The sequence below is a fragment of the Gordonia sp. i37 genome, assembly GCF_002043085.1.
In the GTDB taxonomy this organism is placed as follows: Bacteria; Actinomycetota; Actinomycetes; order Mycobacteriales; family Mycobacteriaceae; genus Gordonia; species Gordonia polyisoprenivorans.
The window spans coordinates 1-17,951 of record NZ_MVPX01000501.1 but is presented as its reverse complement, the minus strand read 5'-3'; the positions used below and the strand labels follow the sequence as shown (position 1 = coordinate 17,951).

General features: G+C 67.6%; 16 protein-coding genes. 4 read left to right on the top strand and 12 right to left on the bottom strand.

Going from position 1 to position 17,951, the window contains the following annotated elements; translation table 11 throughout:
* The 4 genes from B1964_RS24550 to B1964_RS24535 all read right to left on the bottom strand — a co-directional run.
* The coding region (locus B1964_RS24550; RefSeq protein ID WP_079931649.1) for a glycosyltransferase family 39 protein at positions 1-2,291 on the bottom strand (2,291 nt) is incomplete at its 3' end.
* Between the two features lie 81 nt (positions 2,292-2,372).
* Positions 2,373-2,951, bottom strand: coding sequence for a TIGR03086 family metal-binding protein (locus tag B1964_RS24545; protein WP_006370987.1), 579 nt, complete (start codon positions 2,949-2,951; stop codon positions 2,373-2,375).
* The gene (locus tag B1964_RS24540; RefSeq protein WP_172398960.1) at positions 2,948-3,442 is read right to left on the bottom strand and encodes an SRPBCC domain-containing protein; all 495 of its coding nucleotides are present in this window, start codon (positions 3,440-3,442) and stop codon (positions 2,948-2,950) included. Before B1964_RS24540 ends, B1964_RS24545 begins: the two co-directional genes overlap by 4 nt.
* Entirely contained in the window at positions 3,436-3,843 is a 408-nt protein-coding gene (locus tag B1964_RS24535; RefSeq protein ID WP_006370989.1) for a metalloregulator ArsR/SmtB family transcription factor, read from the bottom strand. Before B1964_RS24535 ends, B1964_RS24540 begins: the two co-directional genes overlap by 7 nt.
* A 245-nt stretch (positions 3,844-4,088) precedes the next feature.
* On the opposite strand from B1964_RS24535, the gene B1964_RS24530 reads away from it, so the two are divergent.
* Complete coding sequence (locus B1964_RS24530) at positions 4,089-4,601, top strand: hypothetical protein (RefSeq protein WP_079931647.1); 513 nt, start codon at positions 4,089-4,091, stop codon at positions 4,599-4,601.
* Here B1964_RS24530 and B1964_RS24525 read toward each other — a convergent pair.
* The 4 genes from B1964_RS24525 to B1964_RS24505 all read right to left on the bottom strand — a co-directional run bounded on the left by B1964_RS24525 (position 4,598) and on the right by B1964_RS24505 (position 8,544).
* On the bottom strand, positions 4,598-5,539 hold the full coding sequence (locus B1964_RS24525) for a TauD/TfdA family dioxygenase (protein WP_079931646.1): 942 nt from the start codon (positions 5,537-5,539) through the stop codon (positions 4,598-4,600). The two genes, B1964_RS24530 and B1964_RS24525, sit on opposite strands and share 4 nt — an antisense overlap.
* A 241-nt stretch (positions 5,540-5,780) precedes the next feature.
* Positions 5,781-6,632: an ABC transporter ATP-binding protein gene (locus B1964_RS24515; protein WP_006370992.1), complete on the bottom strand. Its 852-nt coding sequence runs from the start codon at positions 6,630-6,632 to the stop codon at positions 5,781-5,783.
* The gene (locus B1964_RS24510; RefSeq protein WP_006370993.1) at positions 6,613-7,671 is read right to left on the bottom strand and encodes an ABC transporter substrate-binding protein; all 1,059 of its coding nucleotides are present in this window, start codon (positions 7,669-7,671) and stop codon (positions 6,613-6,615) included. Before B1964_RS24510 ends, B1964_RS24515 begins: the two co-directional genes overlap by 20 nt.
* A gap of 6 nt (positions 7,672-7,677) precedes the next feature.
* Entirely contained in the window at positions 7,678-8,544 is an 867-nt protein-coding gene (locus tag B1964_RS24505) for an ABC transporter permease subunit (RefSeq protein WP_079931650.1), read from the bottom strand.
* A gap of 359 nt (positions 8,545-8,903) precedes the next feature.
* On the opposite strand from B1964_RS24505, the gene B1964_RS24500 reads away from it, so the two are divergent.
* The 3 genes from B1964_RS24500 to B1964_RS24490 are packed head-to-tail and all read left to right on the top strand — an operon-like array spanning position 8,904 to position 12,746.
* A complete protein-coding gene (locus B1964_RS24500) occupies positions 8,904-9,665 on the top strand; it encodes a GntR family transcriptional regulator (RefSeq protein WP_079931644.1) in 762 nt (253 codons plus the stop codon).
* A 26-nt stretch (positions 9,666-9,691) separates the two neighbouring features.
* Positions 9,692-9,919 (top strand): ferredoxin family protein, encoded by a 228-nt coding sequence (locus B1964_RS24495; RefSeq protein WP_014359156.1) that lies wholly within the window; start codon positions 9,692-9,694, stop codon positions 9,917-9,919.
* A gap of 55 nt (positions 9,920-9,974) precedes the next feature.
* On the top strand, positions 9,975-12,746 hold the full coding sequence (locus B1964_RS24490; protein WP_079931643.1) for a fumarate reductase/succinate dehydrogenase flavoprotein subunit: 2,772 nt from the start codon (positions 9,975-9,977) through the stop codon (positions 12,744-12,746).
* A gap of 44 nt (positions 12,747-12,790) precedes the next feature.
* Here B1964_RS24490 and B1964_RS24485 read toward each other — a convergent pair whose 3' ends face one another.
* From B1964_RS24485 to B1964_RS24470, 4 genes are all read right to left on the bottom strand, one after another.
* Complete coding sequence (locus B1964_RS24485) at positions 12,791-13,537, bottom strand: sulfite exporter TauE/SafE family protein (RefSeq protein ID WP_014359154.1); 747 nt, start codon at positions 13,535-13,537, stop codon at positions 12,791-12,793.
* A gap of 132 nt (positions 13,538-13,669) precedes the next feature.
* Positions 13,670-15,274, bottom strand: coding sequence for a bifunctional phosphoribosylaminoimidazolecarboxamide formyltransferase/IMP cyclohydrolase (purH, locus tag B1964_RS24480; protein WP_079931642.1), 1,605 nt, complete (start codon positions 15,272-15,274; stop codon positions 13,670-13,672).
* Positions 15,271-15,852, bottom strand: coding sequence for a phosphoribosylglycinamide formyltransferase (gene purN / locus B1964_RS24475; RefSeq protein WP_216354284.1), 582 nt, complete (start codon positions 15,850-15,852; stop codon positions 15,271-15,273). The genes purH and purN overlap by 4 nt, the downstream gene beginning before the upstream one ends.
* Positions 15,853-16,003: 151 nt before the next feature.
* Entirely contained in the window at positions 16,004-17,656 is a 1,653-nt protein-coding gene (locus B1964_RS24470) for a DUF6350 family protein (RefSeq protein WP_079931640.1), read from the bottom strand.
* Positions 17,657-17,951 lie beyond the last annotated feature (295 nt).

The window sequence follows — 17,951 nt, the reverse complement described above, 5'->3', positions numbered from 1 at the left end:
GTCGCCGACCCGGTGGTGGTGGCCCCGGTGGTCGTGCTCGCCGGAGTCGCCGTCGTCGACGCGGGTTGTGGTGACGGCGCCACGGTTAGGTCGTACACCGTGTAGTTGCCGATCGCGGTGCCGTGGAAGTTGGCCTCCACCCACTGCTGGATCTGTGTGGTCACCGAGGACCGTCCGCCGCCGAAACCGGTGTTGCCGAAGGCTTTGGTGATTGCGCTCATCAGCTCCGCATTGGCGCTGCCGTTCTGCGACGAGGTCTCCGGGGCGAGGTAGTAGCCGATGTCCTTGTCGGCGACGTACTTCTGGAATTGCGCCAGGCTCGGCGCCGGGTCGTTGGAGAACCCGCCGACACCCATCACCGGCACGTGTGCGGCGAGTTCGACCCCGGCCGCGGAACTGGTCCGCGACACCGCCGCGGCCCACCGTGCGTGGCTGTTCTGCAGCATGGCCTGAAGTTGGGCGGGCAAGGTCGTGGCGCCACCGCCGAATCCGCCGAACCCACCGAATCCGCCTGCACGGTTACCCGACGACCCGGTGCCCGTCCCCCCGGTGCCCGAGGACCCGGTAGCCCCGCGGCCGGAGCGCGTCGTGCCGCCGAATCCGCCGTGCCCGCCTGCGGTGCTGCGTTCGGGCAGCACCGACGGGCTGCCGCCGGTGTGCGACATCGTGTCGCCGGTGATCGCATATGCCGCCGGCGCCGCGAAGATGCCGATCATGCCGAGCACCCCCACCGCCAGCGCGATCCGACGTCCGAAGGTCGATGGCAATGCGACGAGCAGGGCGGCGACGATGCCCGCGACGAGTACCACCCACCGCAGCCAGGGCTGCCAGTTCGGCTCGTGATCGAGGAGCACAAACGACCAGACGACTCCCGCGGCGATCATCGCGGCCAGACCGAAGCGGGCGGTGTAGCGCTGCCAGCTCACCGAAGCATTACGCGCAGTCCAGGCTTGGTGAACACCAAGACCGACGAGACCGGCGATCGGCGGAGCGATCGCCAGCGAGTAGTACGGGTGCGCGATACCGCTCATGTACGACAGCACCAGTCCGTCGACGAGCAACCACAGACCGAACAGCAGGGTTGCCGCGCGCACGAGGTCGGTGCGGGGACGACGCCCACGCAACGCCAGGACGACGATCAGTGCGATGAGCGCGGTCGGCAACAGGAACGAGATCTCGGCACCGAATTCCCCGGTGAACAACCTCGTGATCCCCGGCTGGGCACCGAACATTCCGCCGCCGAATCCGCCACGGCCGCCGCCACCGCCACCGAAACGCTCTGCCAGTTGCGGGTTCTCACGTGCGAAGTCGGCCATCGCATTGGCCGGGTTGCCATGGGCACCACCGCCACCACTTCGGCCTTCGACACGCTCGAGTCCGTTGTAGCCGATGACGAGGTTCATGAAGTTGTTGTCGGTGGAGCCGGCAAGATAAGGCCGCGACGATGCGGGCCACAGCAGCGTCAGCACCACATACCAACCCGCCGAGAGCACCAGTGCCACAGCGGCTATCACCAGATGCCACATGCGCCGCCAGAACGACGGCGGGGCCGCGACGAGGTAGACCACACCGAGCGCGGGCAGCACCATCAGGCCTTCGAGCATCTTGGCCAGGAACGCGAATCCCAGTGCGACACCGGCCAAAGCGAGCCACCGCGCCGATCCTCGCGCGGTGGCGCGCAAGGTGCAGTAGGCCGCTGCGGTCATCAGCAGCACCATCGCGGCGTCGGGGTTGTTGAACCGGAACATCATCGCCGCAACCGGGGTGATCGCGAGCGCGAGGCCGGCGATCAGTCCGGCCGACCGACCGGCGACGCGGGTGACCATCGCGTACATCAACGCAACGGCGGCCACCCCCATGAGGGCTTCGGGGATCAGCATGCTCGCCGAGGAGAATCCGAAGATCTGGCCGGACAAGCCCATCACCCACTGCGACACCGGTGGCTTGTCGACGGTGATGAAGTTGGACGGGTCCACCGAGCCGAACAGCAGCGCCTCCCAGTTGCGCGACCCGGCCCACGCCGCTCCGGCATAGAAGGTGTTGCCGTACTGGTTGGTCGTGATGTTCCACAGGTAGAGGACGGCCGTGGCGATGAGCAGTAGTGCCAGCCACAGCCGGTCGCGCGCGGTGGCCGGTGGCAGCGTCGAATCCGCGGAAACCGACAGATCGGATCCTCGATGGTGGCTGCTCGGAGCATCATTCGCAGTGGTGTCGAACGGAGCGACACCGGGTTGGGTTGCGGTCACGATGATGATCGTGCGCCGGATGCACTGACTTTCCGGTGTGGGCAAGCTGTCAGCTTGCTGTGAGGCAACTGGTTCCTTTGCGGGAGTTGAGAGAATGTCGTATTCGCCGGGGATTCCGTGTCGGTTTCACCCGATTGGCCGCCAGGCCGGGTCGCGTCCGATGAAGCCCGCGAGCCGGGTGACGGGGTCGGCGTCGGCGGGTACCGGCATCGCCGGACCGTACTGTCCCGAAGACCGGAGCATGTCCTCGATGCCCTGCATGCCCGAATAGACCTGGGCGGCGAAGTCGGTGTCCAGCTGCGGATCCCGACCGACGGCGGTGGCCAGATCCCAGGTGTGCAGAAAGACGTCGGTGGTGTAGAACCGGTCGATCGCGTCGGCCAGGCGCAACTCCCCGACCATCGGGTGGGTGAAGGTCGCCTCCGCGTCGGGGCCGTCGAGGAGCTGCTGTACCGCCGTCCGCCGGGCATCCCATGCCGCTGCGGGATCGTCGGCGACCTGTGGGCCCGCGGGCAATTCGACGTCACCGGCAGCCAGGAACGCCGCAAACCAGTCGACGAGGTGCGCCACCACATCTCGGGTCACCCACCCGTCCACCGGCGTCGGCGCGTCCCAGTCCTCCACCGCCGCAGCGTGTTCGGCGAACCCCGCAGCCACGTCGCGGTGGCGGTCCGAGGCGGAGAGTTCGGCGAGTCCCCTGCTCACAGCTCACCGGCGTCGAGCATGCGGTCGAGGCCGGCATAGCCCTCGTTCACGCCGACCTCCATGCCGGAGGCGAGCCAGCCATCGCGCGCTTCGAAGCTGTCGCACAGGGATTGGGCATGCAGCCGGGTGTGGCCGTCGCCGAGATCCTCGAACCACAGGGTCTCCAGCGACACCTGGTCGGGCATCCCCTCGAAGGTGAAGGTCTGCACGATCTTGTCATCGGCGACGGTGTGGAAGCAGCCGCGGAAACCGAATTCCTGGCCGTCGTGGGTGGAGACGTACCGCCAACTGCCACCGTCGCGAGCATCCCACTCGATGATGCGGCTGGAGATCGCGTCGGGGCCGACCCAGCGCACGAAGAGGTCGGGATCGATGTGCGCCTTCATCAATTGCGCGGGGGTACCACGGAAGTCGCGGGTGATCCGGATGACGGGGACCTTCGGGTCCGCCTCGATCGCGGCTTCGGGATAACGGGTGCTGGTGGTCATGATGCCTGTCCTCTCGTGTCGGTGTTGATTCTCTTCGGGTTTCTTTTCCGGGTTTTCTCGGTGCCGCCGGCGGTTGCCGCCGGACCGTCGTTCATCTCCGCCAGCACGGCGTCGAGGCGCGTATAGCGCTCCTCCGCACGTCGGCGGTACCGCTCGATCCACTTGGTCATGAGGTCGAACACCTCTGCTTCCAAATGCACCGGACGCGTCTGTGCCTCACGGGTTCGGGTCACCAGCCCGGCGTCGGCGAGCACCTTCAGATGCTTGGACACCGCCTGGATGCTGACGTCATAGGGTTCGGCGAGCTGGCTGACCGTCGCGTCGCCCACCGCGAGCCGGGCCACCATGTCGCGCCGGGTCGGATCGGCCAGCGCCGCAAAGATCTTGGACAACTCGTCGGACACCAGAACCCATTCCTTATCCTCAACCGTTCGGTTGAATACGAGCATGCGCGCCCCCGCGGTCGTTGTCAACCCATCGGTTGAATATTTGCCCGAGTCTCGGCACCGCTGCGTGCGCCGCGACGCCGTCGACCTCGGGTTTCAGCGTCCACACAGCAACGCCGGCGCACCGTCGGGGCCAGGGGGTACGAGGTGAAGCAAGCGCCGAGGCAGAGGTGAGACGCACCAAGGAGTGAGAGGGAATCATCATGAAGACCACAGCAAGAACACGTGTGCCGCTGGCATCGGCGATGGCGTTGGCGGCCACCCTCGCGGTCGGCGCACCCGCACTCGCCGACACCCCGGCAGCACCCGCGTCGTTGTCGATCCAGGGCGACCTGCATCTGACCCCGACGATTCGGGTCCTACGGATCGACGCCCAGGGATCGCGCACCGCGGGCGCAACCACCGGCACCTACACCGCGACCCTGCTCGACGGCATGAATCCCACCCCGATCCAGGTCCGCGGTCCGGTGACCTGTATCAGCATCGACGGCAACGCCGCCTCGCTGATCTATCCGATCAGCGACATCCGCCCCTTCGGGCTCCCGGCAGCTGTCAAAGATGCTGCCGCGATCCAGATCTCGGTGCGCAAGGGCGTCAACGGAGGGCAGTCGATGGTCGGCGTCAACGGCCCGATGCCCACCGGCAGCTTCCACGGATGCGCGCTGGCCGCAACGCCGTTCGCGTTCGAAGGAACGATCCAGACCAGCGGCGGCTAGGGCTGTCGCGGTCCGATCGGCTCGTCTCCGCGCAGCGTGATGCGGTGCATCACACGGCGATTGTCGCCATAGTCACGGTTGGCATAGTGCAGGGTGTTCCGATTGTCCCAGAGGACAAGATCACCCAGGCGCCACCGGTGGCGGACGATGTGTTCGGGCTTGGTCAGGTGCGCGTACAGCAGGTCGAGGATGCCGCGGCTCTCGGCATCGGAGACACCCTCGATATGTGAGGTGAAGCCGGGGTTGACGAACAACGACTTGCGCCCGGTCTCGGGATGCACGCGCACCACCGGATGGGTCACGGGCGGAAGGTCGGTGACTTCCTTTCCGTCCCAGACGTTTCCGCGGCCGCCGCGCCGCTGCTTGAGGTAGTAACCGAACTCACGGCTGCCGTCGTGGACCGCCGACAGCTTGTCGACGAGTTCGCGGATCGGCTCCGACAGCGACCGGTAGGCCAGCTCGGCGTCGGCCCAGTTGGTGTCACCGCCGTTGCGCGGCAACACCACCGGGCGCAGGATCGATCCCATGGGCGGACGCGGCATGAAGGTGACGTCGGTGTGCCAGACGTCGGCGAAACCGTTGTCGGTGCTGTCGAGCGAGTAGACCTCGGCGGGCACGTCGCCGCTGTTCCAGACGGGATGCCCGGTGGTGAGGTCGCCGAGGCGCCTGCCGAATTCGATGTGTGCGGCATCGTCGAGGTCCTGACCGCGCAGCACGATCACCTTGTATTCGATGAGGGCGGCGCGAATGGCGCGAATCTCGTCGTCGGTGGCCGACGCGACGTCGACACCACGGATCTCGGCCCCGAAATGGGGGCCGAACTCGTCGATGTCGAATTCGACGCCGGAGGCGACGGTACCTGCCCGGGCGGGAGTGGATAGTGCGGGCGTGGAAAGTGTGTGCTCAGGCGTGGCGGGGCCGGAAGTGGAGAGGGTCATCGGTGGAGTTCCTACTCGGATCGTGGTGTGAGATGCGGGGTCCGAGTACCACCGGCGGGGAACCATGGTGCGAACCGTCCGAGAAGCTCATCGAGTGGCCGACGAGGCGGGCGGTGGCGGTTCCGGTCATGTCACCTGTGTAGTCGGCGCCGGCGGGTTCACCCAGGGTTTGCCGCACGGTGAGTACAACCGGCACGGGTCCATCACTCGCTCACATGCGGCATCGCCTCGCCCCGGTCGGTCATGCCGGTGCGGCCCCGGATACCGCTGCCTCCTTGACCGCCGCGGCAACCTGCGCGCGCAGCACCGTGTACTCCGGTGAATCGCGGATCTCAGCGGGACCGACGCCGTGTCGTGGGATCGGCGAGGTGATGTCGAGGGCGACGCGGCCCGGCCGCGCTGTCAGGACCACGATGCGCGAGCCGAGGAAGGCTGCCTCGTCTGCGCTGTGGGTGACGAAGACATTGGTGCGACCCAGATCCGCGCTGACCGATCGCAGGTCCTCCTGCAACGTCTCGCGGGTGAGCGCGTCGAGGGCGGCGAAGGGCTCGTCGAGCAACAGCAACGAGGACTCGCCCGCCAGTGCTCGGGCGATTGCGACCCGCTGCTGTTGTCCTCCCGAGATCTCCCAGATCCTTCGGTCTGCGGTATCCCCCAGACCGACCCGGCGCAGCAGTTCGTCGCGTCGCGTCGCACGCTGCGCCTTGGGCACCCCGGCATAGCGCAACGCAAGGTCGACGTTGCCCCCGACGGTGCGCCACGGGAACAGCCGTGGTTGTTGGAAGACGACCCCGGAACTCACTCCCGGTATCGGGGCGTCGCCGGCCACCGCGACCCGCCCCGCACTCGGCGTCTCGAATCCGGCGATCAGCCTGAGCAGAGTGGATTTGCCACACCCCGACGCGCCGACCAGAACCAGGAATTCGCCCGGATCGACGCGCAGATCAACCGGCCCCACCGCCGTGACCCGGTCGGCCTTGCTGCCATAGGTCTGCACCACCTTGCTCAGCGCGATCGCCGCCGACGCCCCTGAATCCGGAGCCGATACGGCAGGGCTGTGCTCGACGAGAGCCTCATTGCGAGGAGAGGACACCGGGTAGTCCCTTCGTGTAGATGGCCTGCTGGAAGGTCGACAACGGCGGGGCGCTCGGGATCTGCTGCTGCCCGGCCAGGAATTCCGCTGCGCTGTGCAGGTTCTCGGCAAGATTGCCCGGTTGGCCGTCAACACCCAACCAGGTCGGCGAGGTGAGTTCGGCCGTAGTGAGGAAGGTGCCCTGCTTGAGCTGGTTGGCGGCATCCTCGGGCGTGGTGCCCAGTTGCGCCGCCACAGCCTTCGCTGCCGCCTGCGGATCGTCGTGGATCAGCGCCAGCGCACGCGCCTGCACCTTGCGCCAGGTGTCGACGACCGACGGGTTGTCCTTGGCGAATTGGCTTGACACGACACCGAGGTCGAGGGTCGGCTTGCCCGCGGTGGCCAGTTGTCGGCTGGCGATGAGAGTCTTACCGGTCTTGCGGAGTTCGTCGAGCGTGGGTAGCCAGGTGTAGACGGCGTCGACGTCGCCGCGCTGCCACGCGGCCAGGGACGCCTGCGGCTGCAGGTCGATGATGTCGACGTCGGCGGGGTTCACCCCGGCCTGCGCCAGTGCGGCGAGCAGGCTGTAGTGCGCCGTCGACGCGAACGCCGTGGCCACCCGCTTGCCGCGCAGGTCGGCGACGGTATTGATGCCGGTGCCGTTGCGGGCCACGAGTGCCTCGTTGTCGCCGGCGACGTCGAGGACGAACGCCACCTGATACGGGATGTTCAGTGGTGCCGAGAGTCCGCGTGCGACCGGACTGGACCCGATGGCGCCGAAGTCGATCTGCTTGGCGATGAACGCGGTGTTGATGTCGGCGCCGGAGTCGAACTTGGTCCACTTGATGTTGTAGTCCGGCAGGGCGTCCTCGAGCCAGTGATTGTTCTTGACGATCAGGTCACCACTCGGGAATGACTGGTAGGCAATACGAATGGTGGGTTTACCGGAGTCCTGACCGGAGCGGTCGACCGAGCAGCCCGTCACCATCAGGAGGGCTGCGACCAATGTCGCGAGCAGGACCGGTACCGCGCGCAGCGGTCGTCGACGATGGGTTGTCATGTGAGGTCAGGCCTTTCCACGCCAGGGCACCGCACGGTGCTCGATGACCCGCAGGACACCGTCGATGATCAGACCGGAGAACCCGATCAGAGCGATACCGACGAGCACCACAGGGGTGTTGTTGTAATTGCTTGCGTCCTTGACGACACCGCCGATGCCGGGGATGCCGTTGAACAGTTCTGCGGCGACCACCGACGAATAGGCGATGCCCACCGATAGCCGTATGCCGGTGAAGGTCTCAGGCAGAGACGCGGGGATGATGACGTCGCGCAACACGTCCCGGCGGGAGGCTCCGAGTGCACGAGCCGCCTCGACGAGTGCGACCGGCGCCGCCCCGACTGCCGCTGTCGTGGCGACCGCCGCGGGCGGTAGGGCCGCCAATGCCAGCAGCGTGATCTTGGGCGCCTCGTCGATTCCCAGCCAGATGACGAGCAGGAAGAAGTACGCCAACGGCGGAAGGGCACGCAAGAAGGTCAGCCACGGCTCGAGTACTCGCCGGATCACCGGGACCGAGCCCATCACCAGCCCGAGTGCGACCCCGACGCCGACGCCGACCACCACGCCGACGAATACTCGCCGCAGAGTCATGTACAGGTGCTCCCACCAGTAGTAGCCCGCGTATCCGATCGAACCGTCGTGGGTCGTCGACATCTCGACGAAGGCGTGCCACACGGTGCCGAGCCGGGGAACGAAGACCTCGCTCCACACTCCGCTGACCGCGACGATCTGCCACAGCACCAGGAACAGGACCAACGACAGCAGCGGCAGGCCGACGTGCAGCCCCACCGCTTTCCAGCGAGATCGGCCGACGCGTCGCCCGGTCTCGGGTTCCCCGCCCTGCTCCTGCGGGGTGATGTCCACGAACAAGGTCATCAGCATTGTGTAGTCGCACCCCGGCGACCGGGCGAGAGATTCCCTCACCCTGAGGAGAAGTGCCGATCGGGTTGCCCAGAGATCACCGCCAATGGTCTAATCCTCGATTCGTTGCGTCGATTCTTAAGTGCGACATTGCCGTAGTGCACAGCAGACGAACCCGTCGGAGACGGATATTCGGCGCGCGATGATTGCAACCCCACAACGGTCTCGAGGGTGGCGCAATGACGGTTCGGGGCACCGACGGCGCTGGTGAGCGAGCCCGCGGCGACCATTGCGGTGGCGGATTCGAAAGACTCGGCCCACGACCCGTCTCAGCACGCTTCTAGCCCTCTGAACTGTGGTTATCGTCTCTACTCATGCAGTCCGAACCCCCGTTCTCCGCACACGCGGCCGCGCCCGGCCGCGTCCGGGCCGACAACGCCCGTATCGTTGCCGACGTCCTTCGGCGAGCGATCCACGACAGCGACATCGGCGAGGCTCTCGACGAACGCGCACTGATCGACGAGTTCAATGTCTCCCGCAACACCATCCGTGCGGCCCTGGCCGTGCTCACCGACGAGGGACTGATCCGGCGTTCGCCTCGGGTCGGAACGCACGTCGTGGCGCGCAAACTCGACCACGGCCTCGACGCCCTGCTGGGCCTGCAGAAGACCTTCCGCCGACACGGCGCGGTCCGTAACGTCGTCAAGATCGCGACACTCGTCGATCCGCCGCGGCTCGTCGCGCGCCGCCTGCGTCTCGACGACGCCCAGGCCGTCTACATCGAGCGTCTGCGATACCTCGACGACGAGCCGATCAGCCTCGACATCACTTACCTGGTGCCCGATCTCGGGATCGCGGTGCTCGACCACGACCTCGAATCCCAGGATGTCTTCACCGTGCTCGAGGAGGTCGCCGGGGGTCGGCTCGGCCGGGCCGACATGACCGTCGAGGCCGTCGACGCCGACCCCCACTCGGCCGCACATCTCGAAATCGCCTCGGGGAGTTCGCTTCTTCTCCTCGAACGACTCACCCACCTCGCCGCCGACGACCGGCCCGTCGATCTCGAGTACATCCGCCTGCGCAGTGACCGGATCTTTCTGCGCAGCACCGCCTACCGAAACGAGCAACTCCCATGAGCCCAACCCCCATGAGCCCAACTCCTTTGAGCCAGGTCACCTTCCGCGCCGATGTGCCGGTCACCATCGACGAGTCCCTGTGCATCGAGGGCTGCACCCTGTGTGTGGAGGTCTGCCCCCTCGACTCGCTCGCGATCAATCCCGACTCGGGCAAGGCGTACATGCACGTCGACGAATGCTGGTACTGCGGGCCGTGCGCGGTGCGGTGTCCCACCGGGGCGGTCACCGTCAACATGCCGTATCTGCTGCGCTGAGCGCCGCGTGAACTCGCCCGCATCATCCTCGACCTCCGGAGAACCGATGGAGCCCATGGAGATTCCCGACCTCGCCGATCGCACCCGGCGCGACTGTGACGTGCTGGTGATCGGCGGCGGCACCGCCGGAACCATGGCAGCGTTGACCGCCGCCGAGCACGGCGCGTCGGTGCTGCTGCTCGACAAGGCACATGTCCGTCATTCGGGTGCCCTCGCGATGGGGATGGACGGCGTCAACAACGCCGTCATCCCCGGCAAGGCCACACCGGAGGACTACGTCGCCGAGATCACCCGCGCCAATGACGGCATCGTCAATCAGAAGACCGTCTATCAGACGGCCACACGAGGTTTCGCGATGATCGGACGCCTCGAGCGCTACGGCGTGAAATTCGAGAAGGACGAGTACGGCGAGTACGCAGTGCGTCGGGTGCACCGATCCGGGTCGTATGTGTTGCCGATGCCGGAGGGCAAGGACGTCAAGAAGGCCCTCTACCGGGTGCTGCGCAAACGTGAGATGCGCGAACGGATCACGATCGAGAACCGGTTGATGCCGGTACGCGTGCTCACCGACGACGGACGGGCCGTGGGCGCCGCGGCATTGCACACGCGCACCGGCGAATTCGTGGAGATCGCGGCCAAGACCGTGATCCTCGCGACCGGACCGTGCGGTCGGCTCGGCCTTCCCGCCTCCGGCTATCTGTATGGCACATACGAGAACCCGACCAACGCCGGTGACGGATACTCCATGGCCTACCATGCCGGAGCCGAGCTCAGCGGCATCGAGTGCTTCCAGATCAATCCACTGATCAAGGATTACAACGGACCGGCGTGTGCGTACGTGGCCAACCCGTTCGGCGGCTACCAGGTCAACGCCGCCGGCGAGCGCTTCGTCGACTCCGACTACTGGTCGGGCGAGATGATGGCGGAGGTGAGCAACGAGATCGATTCGGCGCGTGGTCCGATCTACCTCAAGGTCAGTCACCTGCCGGAGGAGACCCTCGGCGCCCTCGAATCGATCCTGCACACCACCGAACGCCCCACCCGCGGTACCTTTCACCGCAATCGCGGACATGACTACCGCACCCACGACATCGAGATGCACATCTCCGAGATCGGTTTGTGCAGTGGACATTCGGCGTCGGGGGTGTGGGTCGACGAGAACGGCCGCACCACCGTCGACGGCTTGTACGCGGCCGGGGACCTGGCGTGCGTGCCGCACAACTACATGATCGGCGCCTTCGTGTACGGCGAGCTCACCGGCACACATGCCGCCGAGACCGCACGGGAGCTACCGATGCCCGCCGACCTGCCGTCCGACCAGCTCGCCGCAGCCCACGAACTGATCTACCGCCCGTTGCGCAACCCCAACGGGCCACCGCAACCCCAGGTGGAGTACAAGCTCCGACGCTTCGTCAACGACTATGTGGCGCCGCCGAAGACGTCGAACAAACTGGCCATCGCCATCGAGACCTTCGAGCGCATGCGCGCCGACATCGAGCAGATGGGTGCACGCACGCCGCACGAGCTGATGCGGTGTGCCGAGGTGTCGTTCATCCGTGACTGTGCCGAGTTCGCGGCCCGCAGTTCCCTCACGCGCACCGAAAGTCGTTGGGGCCTCTACCACCAACGCGCCGACCTGCCCGACCGACGCGACGACAAGTGGGGCTATCACCTCAATCTCCGCAAATCGGCCGACGGCACAATGGAGTTCGTGGGCCGCCCCGTCGAGCCCTACCTCGTCGGGGTCGAGGGCCTCGACCACATTCCGCCGACGGACCGGTCGGTGATCGCCATCGAAGAGCCCCCGATCGTCAGCGGCCCGGGATATCGGGGAGTCGACAGTCCGGTGCGTCCGCCGGTATCGCAACCGCCGGCCGCGGCCTCACCGCGCATCGTTCAACTCCTGGCTCTGTCCCCCGCGCACGCCGCCGACCTCGACACCTACCTCGACGATGACGACGCGACCGTGCGCCGCACGGCGATCTCGGTGCTCGGCGAGACCACACCCGAGGCATTCGACACCGCGCTCGTCGCGGCGCTCGCCGACGGGTCGACCGACGTCCGCGCCGCCGCCGCGCACGGGCTACGGGAACTCGTCGAAATCCTCGAACCCACGCCGGAATTACTCGGCGCGCTACGCGACCACGTCGGCTCGGCCGATCCCGTGGTGCGCTCCACCGTCGTCGACCTGTTGCGCGCGTTGCGTTCCGGTGATCGCGACCTGTTCACCCACGCTCTCTCCGACGCCGACCATCGCGTCCGGATCGAGGCCATCGGCGCCCTGGTGTCGCTGGACGCGGCCGCCCCCATCGCCGAGGCAGTCGTCGACGACAACCGAGAGGTCCGTATCGCGGTCGCCGAGGGGCTCGCCACCATCGGGGCCGGCGGTAATGGGGTAGGTGGCAACAGGGTCGGCGGCAACGGCGTAGGTGGCGGAGCCATCCGCGTCCTGGCAAGCGACCGGGATCCGCTGGTGCGCGCTGCCGCGCTGGCTGCGATGGCTCACCTCGGCGACGCCGAGATCGACGGGCCGCAGCTGGTTGCGGCATTGCGCGACAGCGCCTGGCAGGTCCGTGTCGGCGCCGCGCGCGGGTTGGCCGTGGCACGTGCGGAGTCGACCGTTGCGGCGTTGTCCGGCGCGCTCGACGATGTGCATCACGACGTCCGCAGAGCCGCGGCCCTGACCCTGTCGCTCTGGGCCGACGACCCCGACGTGCGGGCGATTCTCGAACGTGCCGCCGAGGATTCGGACGCCGATGTCCGGGCGGCGGTGCGTCGCAGTACGGTTCGTGCCAGTACGGTTCGCGCCAGTACGGCAGGAGTGTGAGGCCTGCGCGCGTGAGGCGGTGTGCCACACGCGCGCCGGCGAGATCATCCGTCGACGCCCAGCCACACCGCCAGGCCGAGTCCGGCGATCCCGACGGCGATCCGCAACGGCGCCGCCGGTAGACGTTTGACGGTCGGCGGCCCACACCAGCCACCGGCGAGGCAACCGATCGCCATGGCCAGCGCCGCCGTCCAGTGCACCGGACCCGACACGGCGAACAGCAGTGCCGCCACGAGGTTGGCGATCCCGAGGAACAGCGATTTCAACAGCGTTGCCCGCCAGAGTGATTCGCTGGTGAAGATGAGCGCCAGTGCCAGCAGCATGATTCCGGCGCCGGCACCGAAGTAGCCGCCGTAAATCGAGACGACCGCCAGACCGACGTACCAGATCCAGGGCCGGTCGACGTGGTGGGATGCCAGGTCGCGCAGCCGGGGTTGCAGGAGCAGCGCGATCGATGCGATGGCCACGAGGTAGGGCACCGTGACCTTGAAGCTGTCGGCGGGCGCGAGCAGCAGGACGACCGCGCCGATGGAGCCGCCGATCAGCGCGGCCACTCCCCCGCCGACGAGGCGTCGGCGGTCACCGTCGAGCAGGATGCGTCCGGACTGACCGAGGCTGCCGATCCCGACCGACACCAGTGCGACGGTGTTGGTGACGTTCGCCGCGATCGGCGGCAGGCCCACCGCCAGGAGTGCCGGATAGCTGACGACGGAGGCCAGGCCGGTGACGTAGCCGATGAGGCCCGCCCCGAATCCGGCAACGACGAGCAGGAGATAGTCGAGGATGCTCATCGGTCGCGGCGCACACTCGACGCGATGAAGCGCCCGGTCGACGCGATAGAGCGCACGGTTGACGGGATAGAGCGCCCGGTCGACGAAAAACTGCGCCCGGTCGACGAGATCTGGCGCCGACCGGGCGTCATGTCAGTGCGCGAAATGCCGTGCACCAGTCAGGTACAAGGTGATGCCGGCCTCATTGGCGGCCTCGATGACCTCGTTGTCGCGGATCGATCCCCCCGGCTGCACCACGGCGCTCACGCCACCGGCGATGAGGACCTGCAGGCCGTCGGGGAACGGGAAGAACGCGTCGGAAGCGGCCGCGCTGCCGGCCGCCCGCTCACCGGCGCGGGTGACGGCGAGGTGCGCCGAATCCACCCGGTTGACCTGACCCATGCCGACGCCCACCGAGGCGCCGTCCTTGGCCAGCAGGATCGCGTTGGACTTCACCGAACGGCAGGCACGCCAGGCGAATTCGAGATCGCGCAGGGTGTCCTCGTCGGCCGGGGCGCCGGCCGCCAGCGTCCAGCCGGCCGGGTTGTCGCCGGCGGCGTCGAGGACGTCGCGGTCCTGCATCAGCAGGCCACCGGAGATGGGCCGCGTCTCGATTCCGCCGCGCTTGGGCGGGACGGCGCGCAGGATGCGAATGTTCTTCTTGCGCTGCAACACCGACAACGCGCCATCGGCGAATCCCGGGGCGATGAGCACCTCGGTGAAGATCTCGGCGACCTGTTCGGCCATCTCGACGGTGATCTCGCGGTTGGCGGCGATCACCCCGCCGTAGGCGCTGACCGGGTCGCAGGCGTGTGCTTTACGGTGCGCTTCGCCGATGTCGGCGCCGACCGCGATGCCACACGGGTTGGCGTGCTTGATGATCGCCACGGCCGGCGCGTCGAAGTCGTGCGCACTGCGCCACGCCGCATCGGAGTCGGTGTAGTTGTTGTAGCTCATCTCCTTGCCGTGCAGCTGTTCTGCCGAGGCCAGGCCCTCGTGGTCGGCGGTCGACAGGTACAGGGCCGCGGCCTGATGAGGATTCTCGCCGTATCGCAGCACCGCCGAACGCGCCCATGTGGCGCCGGCCCACTCGGGAAATCCGGTTCCGGTGGGCTCGTGTTCACCCTGAGCGGTCGACGCAGGCGGGGCCACCACGCTCGACATCCACGAGGCCACCGCCACGTCGTAGTCGGCGGTGTGCCGGAAAGCCTTGGCTGCCAGTTCTTGTCGCTGCCGCAACGAGAACCCGCCGTCGGTCACGGCAGCACGCACGGCGTCGTAATCGTAGGGGTCGACGACGACGGCCACGCTGGGATGGTTCTTGGCCGCGCCACGCACCATCGACGGACCGCCGATGTCGATCTGCTCGATGCACTCGTCCGGGCCCGCGCCGGAGGCGACGGTATCGGTGAACGGGTAGAGGTTCACCACGACGAGATCAAAAGCCGCAACCCCCAATTCGGTCAACTGATCGACGTGCGAGGGTTTACGGGTGTCGGCGAGGATACCGGCGTGCACCTTGGGGTGCAGCGTCTTGACCCGGCCGTCGAGGCACTCGGGGAAACCGGTCACCTCCGACACCTCGATCACCGGGACACCTTGTGCGGCGATGGTCTTCGCGGTCGACCCGGTGGACACGATCTCCACGCCGGCGCCGTGGAGTGCGGTCGCCAGCTCCGCCAGCCCGCTCTTGTCGTAGACGCTGACCAGAGCCCGGCGAATGGGGCGGCGGGAGGCGTCGGTGCTGGGTGCGTTCACGGAATGTGGGCCTTTCGTCCGTCGATGACAACTCCTCGGGTGACGAGATCCGTCACCACGTCGGCGAGCAGCACACGCTCCACCGATTTGATACGTGCGTGCAGGGACTCCGCGGTGTCGCCGTCCTCGACGACGACCGGGACCTGGGCGAGCACGGGACCGGTGTCGACGCCCTCGTCGACCAGGTGCACCGTCGTGCCGGTGATCTTGACCCCGTAGTCGAGGGCGTCGGCTACGCCGTGCGCACCCGGAAACGCCGGCAGCAGCGCGGGATGCGAGTTCACGATCCGACCACCGAAGCGTCGAAGGAATTGGGGACCAAGGATTTTCATGAATCCGGCGGTCACGATCCACTCCGGGGCGAATTCGGCGACTTGCGCGGTCAGCGCCGCGTCCCATCCGCCACGGTCGGCATACTCGGCCATCCTGCACATGACGAGCGGAATGCCCGCACGCGCCGCGATCTCGCCGGCGCGGCACTCCCGGTCGACGGCGATGGCCGCGACCACAAACGGGGCGTCCGGTTCTGCCGCGCGGGAGAGCAGGGCCTCGAGCAGCGATCCGGTCCCCGACGCCATCACGACGATCGCCACACGATCGGCGGTCGGGGTGTCGGGGAGAGCGCCAGTCACACGTGCGAGCCTAGTGGGCCGGTCACCGACCGACGGCGTCGGGGCGGCAACCGCCACCGCGTTCGGTCACGTCGCAAAGGCGCGCCGGAAGCGACGATCAGCGTTTCGTACGGGTCACGGTATCCGCGTCGTCGTACGTCCAGGGATCGTCGAGGTCGTCGGGGTCGATCCGGGCTGCCCGGGTCCGGTGCGGGCGTGCTGTGGGCGTCGCGTCGACGTCGCCGCCGTTGTCTGCCGGGTCGTTGTCTGCCGGGTCGGTGTCTGCCGGGTCGGTGCCTGCTGCATCATCGGCGTCGGCGCCATCGAGATCACCGTCCTCGACGTCGGGGCCGGAGTACTCACCCTCGGCGAGGTCGGCGCCCGCGTATTCACCGTCGGCGGCGTAGCCGTCATCGACGTCCTCGTACCCGTCATCGAACTCGCCCCCGGCCAACTCGCCGTCAGCCGAATACTCGTCGGCCAGATATTCGTCGGTGTACTCATCTGTCCCGTCGTCGTCTGCGTTGACGGCATCGAGCCAATCGCCGTCATCGGCATCACGCCCGGCCACTGCTGATGTGCGGGAGCGCAGTGCCGGCAGGAAGTTGAGGACGAGGCCGATCACGAGTCCGGACAACCCGATCCACCCCAGCGTGTACACGCCGGCGGTGACCAGCGTGATACCCGCGGCACCGATCTCCCCGAGGGTGCCGCCGGCCAGCCAGCCGAACACCACCATGGTTGTCGCGGCGACCGCGGCGGCCATGCCGATCGAGCGCGCGTACCGCAATGGGTCGGAGGTGCGGCAACGCCAGGCCACGACACCGGCGATCACGAGCGGAACGAGCAGACCCCACACCGCCCACCACACCGTGTGGTCGGGCAGGACGGCCAGTGCCGGCAGTACGGGCACCGACCCGCCGCGGGCGGCGAAGAGGTCGACGGACGCTGCGCCGACGTGCGCCTCCGACCCGACGAGGACGGCGGCCGCTCCGATGATCAGGTTGGGCAGATACAGCACGGACAGCAGGGTGAGTCCCAGGTAGCCGTCGAAGTCGTAGCCGCCGGCGACCAGATCGCGCAGCGCGTCGAATCTCAGGATCAACCGCAGCAGGATCAGCAGGCCACCTGCGGCTAACAGTGCGAGCACGGCCACGAATCCGTAGCGGATGCCGCGGCGGTCGGCGGCGCTGAGGCGGCTGGTGACCAGCTCGCTCCGTCCGAGAACGACCCCGGCGGTGGCGGCGAGACCTTGCACGACGAGGGTGAGGCCGAACGCCTCGAGGGCGTTGGGGCTCTGGATGGGCAGCACCGATGAGCCGTCCATGACGACGGCGAGTGCGATGGCCGTCATCAGCAGCGCACCGGCTACGGCCGACGCGCCGACCGCCACGTACTCGGAGAGGGTGTGACGGGACCGGCAACTCGACGCCACCACCGCTGCGGTTCCGCCGGCGACGAGCAGGGTCGGCAGCATCGGGAGGATGCCGATGCTCACCCCGGCGATGCTCAGGGGGACCTGGTTGATGGCGAGCCAACAGGTGGCGACGGCCGTTCCGATTCCCGACAGTCCGCTACCGGCCATCATCAGCACCGCGAACACGATGACCAGGGTGACGAGGATCGAGACGACCGGTACGGCGAACGCGATCAGGATCAGCTCGCGCGGGCCACGTTCGGGGCGGTCATGATGGGCGCGACGGGCCTGCCGAGCGTCGCGAAGTCGGGTCGCGAGGTTGTCGGCGGAGGCAACTGTTCTCAGCGTGGGCATTGGTTCGAGCGTGGCACGTGGGGCGTGTGAGGTGTCGCAGACGCGCCGCAGTCGAGTCAGAAAGCGATCAAACGCACGCTCTGCGCGAAGACGTAGCAGAAGGTAACGCTCAGGGCGAACCTTCTGCTACGTCTGCGCGAGAGAGCTGCTGAAGTCAGCTGTTGGCCTGCGGGGGCTCCGGCTTCTGGAAGATCGAGGTGCTCTCGGAGCCGGAGACCGCCTCGGATCCGGCCTGCGGAATCGCCGCGGTCGCCCCGGGAGCCGCGCCGGCCGACGGAGCGGCGTGCGCCCCCTG